Source organism: Sphingobacterium thalpophilum (assembly GCF_901482695.1).
Lineage (GTDB): Bacteria > Bacteroidota > Bacteroidia > Sphingobacteriales > Sphingobacteriaceae > Sphingobacterium > Sphingobacterium thalpophilum.
In genome coordinates, this window is the sequence record NZ_LR590484.1 from 239,940 (window position 1) to 252,653 (window position 12,714).

Below are 12,714 nucleotides of genomic sequence, written 5' to 3' on the forward strand. Positions count from 1 at the left end.
AACAACAAGAAGTAATAGCGTATGAAAAAACGAATTAGAATTATTTACTGGATAGCCACTATTTGGCTATGCATGGGCATGATATCCACGGCCGCTGTTCAACTATTTAGAATACAGGCCGGTGGCCCCGGTACTGAGGAAAACTTACTACATTTAGGCTATCCCGCTTACATCCTTACATTTCTTGGTGTTTCGAAAGTCCTGGGTGTAATTACACTGCTTATTCCGGGATTTGCAGTCCTGAAAGAATGGGCTTATGCAGGCATCTTCTTCACCGTTACCGGAGCGCTATATTCGCACATCGCGTCAGGTGATGCGCTTAAGTCTATGTTGCCGTGCTTATTGTATCTTGTTCTGATAGCGACTTCGTGGTATTGCAGACCTTCAGATAGAAAAATGATGTTTAGTAATAAATAGTATTAATATGAAAGTAGATTTTAAAAACGTGGCTGTAAAAGGTCTGGAGTCGTCTCCTGTTGCTGAGGCTCTGGCTGGTTTACGAGCAAATGAAGCAAGGTATTTTATGAATAAATACAACATCGAATTTCATGTCACGACAGCAGATGAAAGCACGGAAACTGTAAATTGGGTTCATCACATATTAGAGAAAGAAAGAGGCATAGTGATAGCGTCCAAACCTTTAGAAACAGCCTCCTTACAAATTGAAAACATAAAATGGGTGTTCGTATTTTACGAGAGCGGTCTTGGTATCAATGTTTTATATCCGCTGGACAATCCGAAAAAGAGAGCTGTAGGTTTTAAACTGTCTGAGGGAATGGAAATTCCGAAGGAACTGGAAAAGTTTAAGTTTGCCCGGCAAAAATCTAAATTGGCGGGAACTATTCGAGGCTCATTCTTTGTCATCAAAGGGGAATATTACGTACCTTGATGTATAAGCTGTACAGCAAATACAATTTCATGAAGAGCGGTAGCACTATTCAGTAAGATATAAGCAGTCGAAATAATTTCTAAAGCCTCAAAAAATACGAGGCAGCTGGCAACCATAGATAAGATATTTGCCCATATACCCCAGCAAGATAGCCAACGGGGGACCAGTCTACATCGCCATGTCAACACATAAAGTTTTATGCGTCTGCTCTTGCACAGTTGTAAATAACAGAACAGCTTGTCTTTCGCCGTTAGTAAACGCAAAAGTAATTTCAAGCAAGCGATTCAATTATGATATGCTTATCTTGTGCCGGATCCGCTACCGCATCCCAGCTACCTGTCCAAAAATGACTTATATAAGCGCTAAGATCCAAATCTGGCTGTATCGTATTATAGATCATTTTATCGCCGATAAATAGGAGGCATATAATTATCTTAAGCCATTACCGATACCATTTTTAAAACCTGATGGCCCAAACTTTCAGTTCCTTTTATTTCTACTTTATCCATCGCATCATCTGGAGACCAGCTTTTTGAAAACAATTTCCAGGCTGTATCGGGATCGATTTTTACAATGGCTTCGGCACAATCACCTTTTTCAGTGTTCAATTCCCAGCCATCTTTGGACTTGATAATATTCCATTGTCCGCCTACTGTGCCGCTGACAATTAATGAAACAATGGTCCCGGCTTTTGCCTCCACATTCCTGAACGTATGAGGCAGTGCAAACATCAACGTATGTATAAACGGATAATAGAATTCCCTGGTCATAATTCCAGGTTTGCCAACTGCATCCCGGATCTGCTGCTGATGCAGAAATTTTTCGGTATACTCTCGAGCAATATGAAACGAGTTGGGTGACTTCTGATGGCCTGCCCAGGCAACAGAAAGCAGGGCATCCTCATCTGGATCGAGTGTCTGAAGAAAAGCGGAATACTGTTTTCCTGTACTTTCCAGCAATTGGGTCAGCACAGCTGGACTTAAGCGCCTTGTAGCATTGGTCCAAATCATATTAAGGTCGTTAAGAAACGAGACGAGATCGCCAAATGTATGAATGTGCTCAGCTTGCTCTCCAAAATAATGATCCCGTGTAATAGACAATCCTCTCAGATTGCCGTCAAGAAGATGGGAAGCGACATCTTTTACCTTCCAGCGTTTGGCGACGGTCTGGGCATTCCATTCATCCGGAGTCAGGGAGCTCAACAATTCAATCAATTTCCTATCCAGGATAGGAAGTAATTTCGACGTAGACAGCAGGATTTGATCTTTCATACCTGAAATTACTAATTTTAAAAGCAACTTGAAAAACCTAAAAAGGAACCGAACTAATCTTTCCGTTTTTTTAAGTGTTCCGAAGCCTAAACGCAAGGGGCTATTCTTAACAAGAACGCCCCAAATATCCTTTCCACCAAAAAGAATGTATTAACGATATCGTGCGTGACGGATTGACCTGCTAGGGTAAAAACTATAACCGCCAATGTAGTGAGATAGATGGCTCAAAATTTCAGGGCGCTGTCCTGAATAATAAATCAGGCGGTTAATAAAGAACGAGACTGTCCGGGGGACAGTCTCGGGCAACTTATCGCTTTATATAATTATGATGAAACTCATATAACAGTTCGATATTGCCTGAACAGATCATTGGGATAGCATCTGATAATTTAGTTTCATCCCAATCCCACCATTTGATTTCTAAGAGCATTTCAATGTGCTGGTCGCAGAATCGTTTCTTAATTGGTTCCGCGGGATTTCCGCCCACAATAGTGTAAGGCGCAACATCTTTGGTAACTAACGCCCTGCTTCCGATGACTGCTCCATCTCCTATTTTCACGCCAGACATGATCATTGCCTCGCTGCCTATCCAGACATCATGCCCAACGACAGTATCGCCTGCATTCTTAAATCCGTCAATTGCTCCTCTGAAGAATTCAACCTCCGGCATATAATAAAATGGAAAACTTGATATCCAGTCATGCCGGTGCCCTTGGTTTCCGGCCATAATAAAGCTAACACCACTTCCAATTGAACAAAATGCTCCTATAATCAATCGATCAACGTCATCTCTATCTGGAAATAAATAACGAGCACAATCATCAAATGAATGCCCATGATAATAACCTGAATAATAAGAATATTTCCCCGCCACTATATTGGGGTTAGTAATGTGGTCTTTAATAATTTTGCCTTTAAAAGGACTTTCAAAAAAATTGATCATTTTAGCATATATTAAAAATTTGACAAATAAAAATCAACGGCATTCATCGATTGCCGCAAAACAAGTATATGTCATATGCTAATCAGATTTTTTCATAAGACAAATATAGCAAACACCTCTGTATTTCCAATCGGACCAGTTTGCCTAAAATTTAGGGAGACATCGTGTCTGGGCGCTAACCAAAATAGTGGTTTTGCGGCAAGGGAAGCCATTTGATCATACCATGATGACCACTGATGATCTTTTTCTCAGGTGTTACCGATGATATGCGCGCATGGCTTCTATACATATCGTGCAACGAACAATAAAAAAAACAGGTCGGCTTCTGCATAAGCGAACCTCTCTCTGTAGAAGCCGACATATGATCATCAGATATTTTTAGGAAATTGGTCCTTCCACCAGGTGAAACGCCAATCTTCAGTCTCTTCTTCAGTCAACAAACAAGATTCCAGCTCTGCAAGATACTTTTCTTTTTCCAGATGCTGACCGATAAACACTAATTCATTTTTACGATCCTCCCATTCGGGATGCCAACGGTTTAAAAGATCAGACCGTATTTCAGCATAAATGGGGTATTGATAACGCATTTCTTCAGGCATACTGCTCCACCATACACCCGCATTCTCCAATCGGACACTTCCCCCAGCCTGACTAAAACTAATGGCGATATCGGGTCTTGACGCTAACCAGAATAGACCTTTCGCACGTAAGATATTGTGTGGATAATGATCATTCAAATAACTGTATAAGCGCTGTGGATGAAATGGACGCTGCGCGCGAAAGACAAATGACGAAATGCCATATTCCTCTGTTTCGGGAACATGATCTGCCTCCAGCTCCTTCATCCACCCCGAAGATGCCGATGCTTCGTCAAAATCAAAAATACCAGTTCCCATAATTTCTCTTGGATCGACTTGCCCAAATTGGGCACGAATAAGCTTGGCCCCAGGATTAAGCTTATGAAGAGCCGCCTCTAAAGTACCTATCGTTTCCTCCGATACAAGATCTGCCTTGTTTAGGACGATAACATTCGCGAATTCGATTTGATCGGTCAATAAATTTACGATTGTCCGATTATCACCTTCATCATCAGCCAATTCCCTATCCAATAAAGTATCTGCGCTACCGAAATCTCTCGAAAAATTGAAACAATCCACTACTGTCACCATCGTATCGATATAGCTGAATGAGGAAAGGTCGATATGATTATTAGGATCAGCATAACTGAACGTTTGAGCTACTGGAATGGGCTCCGAGATACCCGTACTTTCAATTAAGAGATAATCAAACCGATCTTCTCTGGCCAAACGCTCAACCTCCACCATGAGATCTTCTCTTAACGTGCAACATATGCATCCATTGCTCATTTCAACAAGTTTCTCCTCAGTCCGGGAAAGAACATTCTCACGCTCAACTGACTGAGCATCGATATTCACTTCACTCATATCATTGACAATTACGGCAACCTTCTTCCCTGCCTTGTTGTGCAGCACATGATTCAGCAAGGTTGTTTTACCCGCACCCAAAAAGCCACTTAAAACGGTGACCGGTAGTTTTCTTTCCATTTTGTTGAAAATTAAATTCTAACTTTTTTCTCTTTTATACTCAGTACAATCTTTAGCCAGCCCGTTCTATTCCATGTCCGGAGACACATTGCTGTGTTTCCAGCCTCCGAAGTTTTTTAGGAATCATGCTCACTGTCTTTTTGCTTGAAAACAAAATTAGGTAGAATAATTTATAAAAGCAATTTAGTTGCATTTATAAATTCAAGTCTTTGTTTAAATAGGAACTCGCATAGCGCTGTGCCTTCCAGAGGGAAATTGGGATCTGAAGCTTCAGTTAATTGAAGTACGATTTTGACTAAAGTCAACAACTTTATCGTAATATTTGCTGCATATTTGATACTACAGAACAGTAAGAGATGAAAGAACTACTTTTGCAGCTAATACGGAAAAGAGTATCGTTAACGGAAGATCAATTAGCGGAGATCCTGACCTATTTCGAACCACAGTCAATAAAGAAGAATAAGCATCTGCTCGAAGAGGGGGCTATTGCTGACCGTCTTTTCTTTGTTAACAAAGGCTGCCTTCGTCTTTATTTTCGTAATGACGAGTTATCTACTGCAACTCGTTTTATGGCTTTTGAACAGACCTTCTTAACGTCTATCGTCAGCTTTATCTCCAGACAGCCGGCGACAGAATTTATTCAGGCGGTAGAAGATAGTGAGGTGCTTAGCATTAGTCACAACGACTTCACCTTTCTAAGATCCCATATGCCGGGATGGGACAAATTTTATATCTACATCCTGGAGTACGGACTCACAGTCATAAATAATAAGCTCAGTAGTTTACTAACCCAGACCGCTAAAGAACGATATCAAGATCTACTTAAAAATAATCCCGAACTGACACAGCGGCTGTCCAATGCAAACCTGGCTGCTTATCTGGCCATATCTCCTGAAACACTCAGTAGGCTGAAATCTAATATTTAAATTATACAATGAGAAGTGACGAAGTAAAAAAAGGTTATCAACGTACCCCACACAGAGCACTGCTACGGGCAACAGGTCTGACAGACAGCGATTTTTGCAAGCCGTTTATTGGTGTAGCGAATTCATTTATCGAAATTATCCCGGGCCACTATTTTCTGAATAAGGTAGCCGAGATTATTAAAGAAGAGATCAGGGCCAATGATTGTGTCCCCTTTGAATTCAACACCATCGGTATAGACGATGGGATTGCTATGGGGCATGATGGGATGCTCTATTCGCTGCCCAGCCGCGAACTAATTGCCAATTCAATCGAAAGTGTCATGAATGCACATAAGTTGGATGCAATGATAGCTATTCCAAACTGTGATAAGATCGTACCAGGAATGATCATGGGGGCACTTCGGGTAGATGTACCTACTATCTTCGTCAGTGGTGGCCCGATGCGAAAAGGATACAGCAAAGATGGCACAGCAATAGACTTGGCCACGGCTTTTGAAGCGGTCGGCAAACATGAAGCTGGTATTATCAACGAGGAGCAGCTTAAAGACATCGAGTGTAATGCATGCCCAAGCGGAGGTAGCTGCTCAGGTATGTTTACGGCAAACTCTATGAACACATTAATGGAAGCAATGGGTGTTGCACTCCCCGGAAACGGTACCATACTGGCGCTTACACCCGAGCGCGAGAACCTATACCGGCAGGCGGCAAGAAGAATCTGCGAGATCGCTAAAGACAGCGAACTATCGAAACAATTCAAGCTGAAAAATATAATCAACGAAAGAGCTATACAGAACGCTTTTGCCGTAGATATGGCCATGGGGGGAAGTACCAATACTGTGCTTCATATGCTCGCCATAGCACATGAAGCGAATGTTGATTTCCAGCTCAGCGATATCAACGTCATTTCTCAACAAGTATCGCACATTGCCAAAATATCACCAAGCTTAAGTACGGTGCATATGGAGGATATTCATCGGGCAGGTGGAGTAAATGCCGTGATGAAGGAGATGACAAAACGGAACAACCATGTGCTCCTTGATCATATAACAATTACGGGCCAGACCTTGTTCGAAAAGATCGCCCATGCGCAGATCAAAGACACGAAGGTCATCCATACTATTGACAATCCATATAGTCACGTCGGGGGGCTGGCTATTCTTTATGGCAACCTGGCCGAGCAGGGAGCCGTTGTAAAATCTGCCGGAATAGCCGGAGACAGAAAATTTAGTGGAACTGCAGTCTGTTATAACGGTCAGGACGAAGCCGTCACTGGGATTTTGGCAGGGGAAATTAAAGCGGGGAATGTTGTAGTGATTCGCTACGAAGGCCCTAAAGGTGGCCCCGGCATGCAAGAGATGCTGACTCCAACAAGTCTGCTTATGGGAATGGGACTTGGCAGTTCAGTCGCGCTGATAACGGATGGTCGATTTAGCGGCGCCACACGTGGAGCATCAATAGGTCATGTTTCTCCTGAAGCGGCCGAAGGAGGAATGATCGGCTTATTAGAAAATGGAGACTTAATCCATATCGATATAGATAAACATCTTCTCTCAGCCGATCTCAGTGAAGAAGAGATTCAGTTGCGCAGAAAAAAATTCACTCCGATCAGAAAGAAGCTGAATTCCAAATGGCTAAGTCAATATCGTCAGCTGGTCGGCAACGCAAGTAGTGGCGCCATATTAAAGTGTGATGAATGATAAAATTCCTGCAATTCGTCATGTATTTGATGATAAATAAGTAATTTTAAAAAAATGAAAACAAGGTGCCAAAATTCATAAAGACGATCAGTGAGTATCACCGTTACCGCGGACTAACTCAACCATATCATCCTATGATCAGTGTGGTAGATTATAATGATATTCGGTCATTGCCAGAGGAGGACGTCGATAGGCTGATCCTTGATTTTTATGCTGTATCTCTTAAGCGAACAAAAAACGCCAAGATAATATATGGCCAGCAACGATGCGACTTTGATTCAGGTGTTTTGTTTTTCATGGCTCCACGGCAGGTTTTCACGATCCAGTCCATCGGAAATTCCCAACCCCAACACACGGGATGGCTGTTACTTATTCATCCGGATTTTCTATGGAATACACATCTGGCTTCTGCTATCGGAAAGTATGACTTCTTTGAGTACGAAGTCAATGAAGCATTATTTTTATCCGACAGCGAAGAGAGTGTTCTGACGGGGATTATTAAATATATTGACCTTGAGTGCCGGACCAATCTGGATAGATTCAGTCAGAATATCATCATAGCCCAGATTGAGACTCTGCTGCGTTATTCGGAACGGTTTTACCAACGACAGTTTATCACGCGAAAAATAGGTAATCATGAAATCCTGGGACGTATGGAAAGAATCTTGAACGAGTATATCCTTAATAACGCGGTCAGAGAAGGCCTCCCCACTGTCCATTTTATAGCTGAAGCACTTTCAATGTCACCCGGGTATCTGAGCGGAGTACTGAAGTCAGTTACCGGAGAATCTACACAACAGCATATCCACAATAAACTGATTGCTGTCGCGAAAGAAAAATTGACCACCACAACCCTTACAGTTAGCGAAATAGCTTATGAATTGGGGTTTGAACATCCACAGGGATTTAGTAAACTGTTTAAACACAAAACAAATGTCACTCCAATGGCATTTCGGCGTTCCTTCATAATAGGCGTAGATCAAGAATATCAAAAATGAACGTCCTAGCACTCACCGCCAACACTGATCTGGCAACTTATTATCTCACCAACAGACACTAAACTTGATCCCTCTAACGGAGCAGCTGCTACACGAAATGGAGTTTAAAGGGGAAGATATTCAGCATGATTCGAATTGCCTGTTTTATTTATTAGGCGACTTCTGTGCTAAACGCACCTGGAATATTCTGCCTGTACTGTTGTGTGGCTTTGCTCTAAACGTGATATTAATCGATTCTTTATTCTTTGTCCATGCTGCTGGAATCGGGTACACCACATCGAAAAACTTACTTTGCTCCCATCGCTTTACAATATCCTCTGAGGCTAGCACTTGTCCGTCCACCAGAATATCAAACTTTTTGTTACCCGATTCGTATCCCCAATATCTAACTATCAGTTCCAACGGTTGTTTATTTACGGTACGGAACTCAAAAGATAGTGTTCCACCTTCCGGAGTCTGACGCCACGATTCGCCCTGATGAACTCCTTTACTTAGATTCTCTCCCTTCAAAAGATGATCTATTTCTGGCTGTTGCTCCCCAAGCGTAATCATATCGGCAGTCCGCTGATCCAATGCGACCTTTTCTTGTTCTTTGGTTGCCATTTCTTTTTGAAGTGTATTGAACTTAGCTTCGGTCATTGAAAGCCAATACATCATATATCGGCTATCGTGAATTTGATAAAAGGGTTGCAGCAATAAGTTATGGACATTGCCATGAATCAACGAAGAGGGTAGTTTATAATGTAATGAATCTCCGTCAACTGCCTGTGCTTGGTTTAATCTACTAATAAGTTGTTCACGCTCTCCAATTAAAATCGGAGTGTCGAACAACGAAACAAGCGGACCACTTGCGATATGTCCCCAACGATGATCTCCAGCAACCAAGCCATCCAAATGATCGGTTCCAACTTTAGCTCCCATTAATATAGGCCCGCGAAACAAAGCAATGTAGTCTGGATTAAAAGGTAATTGTTCGAAATGAAATCTCAGTTTACTATGCATATTGATGACATCACCATTTTGCCATAGACGATCAATCACAACATACTCTCCCGGTCCGGCATCTTTAGCATAGTTGCGACCACTTATGGTAAGGTTAAATTCTCCCTTTTTGAGCCAAAGCGGGTAACGTACAAGAATTTTGAGCCTTAGTGATTTATCGGTTTTTATACTCAGCTCTCCATCCCCTGATGTCGGAAAGTTAGTCTGCTGGGTAATTTTCAGTTTCTTTTCTTTCCAGTTTAGCTCAGAAGGAATGAACAAATTGATGAAAAGACTGTCACCCTGATGACTATAGATCATTTCTCCATATTTGCCATGATTCTCCATTCCTGTGCCCACACAGCACCACATCGCACTATTAACCTTAGAGTATACTCTATAGTGTGCAGGCCTAGCCGACGTAAAATACACATAACCACCGTGCTCAGGATGTTGTGTCGATAAGATGTGATTATATAGTGCACGTTCATAATAATCCATTAACTTGGCTTCGGGCTTCATCCTAAACAGTCCTTCGGTCAATTTTAACATGTTATTCGTATTGCACGATTCTGGCCCTTCACGTTCTTCCATGTAGCTTAAAAAATCTCTCTGAGAAGGAAAATGTTCCCGTCTACTATTTCCTCCATTAGCGAGAGTGCGGTATCCAACGACCGCCTCCCAGAAAAAATGTGCTGCAGTATTATAATCTGCATCGCCGCTGACCTCAGCGACACGCTGATATCCCACTGCTTTTGGAACTTGTGTATTGGCGTGCTTATTATCCAAATTATCTTTACGGACACGCATGCTATCGAATAGCTCGCGGTGTGAAAAGCGTTTTGCTACTTCTAAATAACGTGGATCACTGGTCATTTGGAAGGCATCGGCATATACTTCGTTTATTCCACCAAACTCGTTCGACAACATAGCCTCCATCTGTCTGTCGTCAAGATTGCTGATCAGCTGCGCCCCCCAGTTACATAATTTCAAAAACATATTTTTTGCTTGTTCATTCCCTGCATATAACCAAGCATCACGAAGGCCGGCATATGTTTTATGTAGATTGTACCAAGGAACCCAATATCGTCCCACAATGTCCACATTTCCGTGTTTAACTTCATTCCATATCCGTTTTCCGTCTGGAACCCCTCCAACATATCCATTACCGTGCTTCTCCTGACATCTATTCAATTCATTGAGCATATATTCCATCCGTTCTTTCAACTGCAAATCGCCAGTAGCTGCGTAATGTATCGCCAACGCAGATAGATAATGTCCACCAACATGGCCATCGAGGTCAATCCAATTTGGAAAACTGTTCGTTTTTGCCGGAATCCCTGCCTCCTTTAAAAATGGAGCCAATAATCGGTCTGCGTCATATTGTAGAAGCGTGTTTACATTGAGATCTTGTGCGTGTTTAAAAGGTCCTTCTAAAAGTTTGACGTCCTGCAGCGGAAAGTTATGCTTGTATAACCGCTCTTGAGCAACTGCACCGCTATAGGAAAGTAACAGCCAAAAAAATAGGTGAAAGTAAGGTCTGATGTTAAAATTGATGTGCATTTCTATATTTTATAATTGGTATTTTTATCATATACTGATCAATAACAGGAAATTTTAAAACTTGTTGGGGCCATCTAAATAAACATAATTTTATCAATGATGGAAGGTAAAATTAGAGATTTGCATCAGAATAAACATGTCTTTATGTTACTTTTAGCTTATCATTTGTTACATCATATCCAACAATAATAATCCTGTGTTTCATTGATCAGCTGGTATAGCATGAGCCACTGACTGAAGGGCTATAGCTACAATACAGGCATATCATGGTGGATCTTGATAATAGGTGTTATGGCTGCGCTTATTACCCTTTTAACCATTAGCTTGCAATCCATCAACAGCTTTGTCAAACCCGATAGCCAGCCTGCAGAACGAGTAAATGGAACACAAATATTAGGATAGTTCTTTGGTATTCTGTATTTTTGCGATATGGTTAAAACGAATAAATCGGATATAGCATAATAAACACGATATCTTACTGTATATCGTGTCCTATCAATTTCTCGGATGATCCAATTCGGGAGTAATTCTTATTATCTTATTTTTTAGACAGGCTAGGCAAAAAACAAACGTTTTTACCTAGCGCCAAAACATGCTTTAACATGATTAAAAAGAATGTTACAAATCTGCACGAATTCGATTTTAACCTCTGCAAATACGGCTGGAACAACAAGTTAGATCAACTTAAACTCAGTTTAGGATTTCAATCGCTTCCCCATGGCCGTATTGCGGCCGTACATAAGACCTGTTATGACGTCGTATCCGACAACGGCATACTTCGCTGTGAACTGACTGGCAATATGTTATATGCAAAATCAGAGTATGAGCTGCCCTGTACAGGTGATTGGGTAATCTTTCAACAATTTGAGGAGAACAGGGGAATCATCATCGACATGCTTCCGCGGGAGCGCGTTCTGGAGCGTAAGAGAAATGGCTCTTTAGCAGACAGGCAAGCGCTTGCTTCTTACATTGATAAGGCTTTTATTGTACAAAGTCTCGATGTGAACTTCAATATTCGAAGAGCAGAACGTTTTATGATACAGATTATTGAGGCCGATATCCAGCCAGTACTGGTGCTAAATAAGGCTGATCTAACCTTTGATCAGGAACGAGTAAAAAGCGCTGTTCGACATCTGCAACAACGTATGCCGATGTTCATGACCAGTATCTATCAACCTCACACAATTGCTCATCTGCAAGAGTATATCTCGGAAGGGGAAACTATCGTAGTCGTAGGCTCTTCCGGTGTAGGAAAAAGTTCACTGGTCAATACCTTATGCGGAAAAGCAGCGCTTCTCACCTCAGAAATAAGCAAATCTACAGGAAAAGGGCGACACACGTCAACACGGCGGGAGATGGTGGAAATGGAAGGAGGAGGCATCTTGGTGGATACCCCAGGGGTACGTGAATTTGGGCTCACCATCGACAATCGTGAAGCGCTGACAAATGCACTTGAACTCTCCGACTACGCAGGGATATGTCGTTTTAAGGACTGTACACATCTCAACGAACCTGGTTGCGCTGTTCTTGAAGCAGTTGATAACGGTAGCTTGGATCCAAAGATATACCAAAGCTTTCTCAAGCTAGAACGGGAAATAAATCATTTTACCGCATCGGAACATGAAAAGAGAAAAAAGAAAAGAGCTTTATCGAAACTAGTCAACGAGGTGAAGAAACAACAAGGATTGCGTTAGGCCTTCAACCCTCACGCCCAGGTACAATGTATCTGGGCTTTAAGAATCTATTATTTACAAAGGTAAATTTGCCCTTGGTTAATGTAATGGCCACTTTATGCTCATACGGAAGTAAAAGGTCAGCGGTAATATGTCAGCCGACATCAATGAACGGACAATCTCCTTCAAAAATTAATTTGAACATTTG

General features: G+C 41.8%; 11 protein-coding genes. 6 read left to right on the forward strand and 5 right to left on the reverse strand.

Going from position 1 to position 12,714, the window contains the following annotated elements; genetic code table 11:
- The first annotated feature begins 21 nt into the window (after positions 1-21).
- On the forward strand, positions 22-417 hold the full coding sequence (locus FGL37_RS00940) for a DoxX family protein (protein WP_028070173.1): 396 nt from the start codon (positions 22-24) through the stop codon (positions 415-417).
- 7 nt (positions 418-424) lie between these two features.
- Positions 425-889: a DUF8821 family protein gene (locus tag FGL37_RS00945; RefSeq protein WP_197734436.1), complete on the forward strand. Its 465-nt coding sequence runs from the start codon at positions 425-427 to the stop codon at positions 887-889.
- Here the strand turns inward: FGL37_RS00945 and FGL37_RS26075 are convergent.
- The 4 genes from FGL37_RS26075 to FGL37_RS00965 form a co-directional block, all read right to left on the reverse strand.
- Entirely contained in the window at positions 877-1,077 is a 201-nt protein-coding gene (locus FGL37_RS26075) for a DUF4386 family protein (RefSeq protein ID WP_370482422.1), read from the reverse strand. The genes FGL37_RS00945 and FGL37_RS26075 overlap by 13 nt on opposite strands.
- Positions 1,078-1,323: 246 nt before the next feature.
- Complete coding sequence (locus tag FGL37_RS00955) at positions 1,324-2,160, reverse strand: maleylpyruvate isomerase family mycothiol-dependent enzyme (protein ID WP_028070171.1); 837 nt, start codon at positions 2,158-2,160, stop codon at positions 1,324-1,326.
- Positions 2,161-2,467: 307 nt separating this feature from the next.
- Entirely contained in the window at positions 2,468-3,103 is a 636-nt protein-coding gene (gene catB / locus FGL37_RS00960; RefSeq protein ID WP_028070170.1) for a type B chloramphenicol O-acetyltransferase, read from the reverse strand.
- A gap of 368 nt (positions 3,104-3,471) precedes the next feature.
- Positions 3,472-4,668, reverse strand: a complete 1,197-nt coding sequence (locus tag FGL37_RS00965; protein WP_028070169.1) for a GTP-binding protein — start codon at positions 4,666-4,668, stop codon at positions 3,472-3,474.
- Positions 4,669-5,024: 356 nt separating this feature from the next.
- Here FGL37_RS00965 and FGL37_RS00970 point away from each other — a divergent pair, with 356 nt between their 5' ends.
- From FGL37_RS00970 to FGL37_RS00980, 3 genes are all read left to right on the forward strand, one after another.
- Positions 5,025-5,594: a Crp/Fnr family transcriptional regulator gene (locus FGL37_RS00970; protein ID WP_028070168.1), complete on the forward strand. Its 570-nt coding sequence runs from the start codon at positions 5,025-5,027 to the stop codon at positions 5,592-5,594.
- 8 nt (positions 5,595-5,602) lie between these two features.
- Entirely contained in the window at positions 5,603-7,291 is a 1,689-nt protein-coding gene (gene ilvD / locus FGL37_RS00975; RefSeq protein WP_028070167.1) for a dihydroxy-acid dehydratase, read from the forward strand.
- A gap of 65 nt (positions 7,292-7,356) precedes the next feature.
- Positions 7,357-8,289: a helix-turn-helix domain-containing protein gene (locus FGL37_RS00980; RefSeq protein WP_028070166.1), complete on the forward strand. Its 933-nt coding sequence runs from the start codon at positions 7,357-7,359 to the stop codon at positions 8,287-8,289.
- Positions 8,290-8,433: 144 nt separating this feature from the next.
- Here FGL37_RS00980 and FGL37_RS00985 read toward each other — a convergent pair whose 3' ends face one another.
- Positions 8,434-10,833: a glycoside hydrolase family 127 protein gene (locus tag FGL37_RS00985; RefSeq protein WP_138096641.1), complete on the reverse strand. Its 2,400-nt coding sequence runs from the start codon at positions 10,831-10,833 to the stop codon at positions 8,434-8,436.
- Between the two features lie 602 nt (positions 10,834-11,435).
- Between FGL37_RS00985 and rsgA the strand changes: the two genes are divergently transcribed.
- On the forward strand, positions 11,436-12,527 hold the full coding sequence (rsgA, locus tag FGL37_RS00990; protein ID WP_028070164.1) for a ribosome small subunit-dependent GTPase A: 1,092 nt from the start codon (positions 11,436-11,438) through the stop codon (positions 12,525-12,527).
- The last annotated feature ends 187 nt before the right edge of the window (positions 12,528-12,714 follow it).

Bases quoted from the DNA above. Each gene is read 5' to 3' on its own strand.
- catB (WP_028070170.1), bottom strand. From the start codon at position 3,103: ATGATCAATTTTTTTGAAAGTCCTTTTAAAGGCAAAATTATTAAAGAC.
- FGL37_RS00965 (WP_028070169.1), bottom strand. From the start codon at position 4,668: ATGGAAAGAAAACTACCGGTCACCGTTTTAAGTGGCTTTTTGGGTGCG.
- FGL37_RS00945 (WP_197734436.1), top strand. From the start codon at position 425: ATGAAAGTAGATTTTAAAAACGTGGCTGTAAAAGGTCTGGAGTCGTCT.
- rsgA (WP_028070164.1), top strand. From the start codon at position 11,436: ATGATTAAAAAGAATGTTACAAATCTGCACGAATTCGATTTTAACCTC.
- FGL37_RS00940 (WP_028070173.1), top strand. From the start codon at position 22: ATGAAAAAACGAATTAGAATTATTTACTGGATAGCCACTATTTGGCTA.
- FGL37_RS00985 (WP_138096641.1), bottom strand. From the start codon at position 10,833: ATGCACATCAATTTTAACATCAGACCTTACTTTCACCTATTTTTTTGG.
- FGL37_RS00970 (WP_028070168.1), top strand. From the start codon at position 5,025: ATGAAAGAACTACTTTTGCAGCTAATACGGAAAAGAGTATCGTTAACG.
- FGL37_RS00955 (WP_028070171.1), bottom strand. From the start codon at position 2,160: ATGAAAGATCAAATCCTGCTGTCTACGTCGAAATTACTTCCTATCCTG.
- ilvD (WP_028070167.1), top strand. From the start codon at position 5,603: ATGAGAAGTGACGAAGTAAAAAAAGGTTATCAACGTACCCCACACAGA.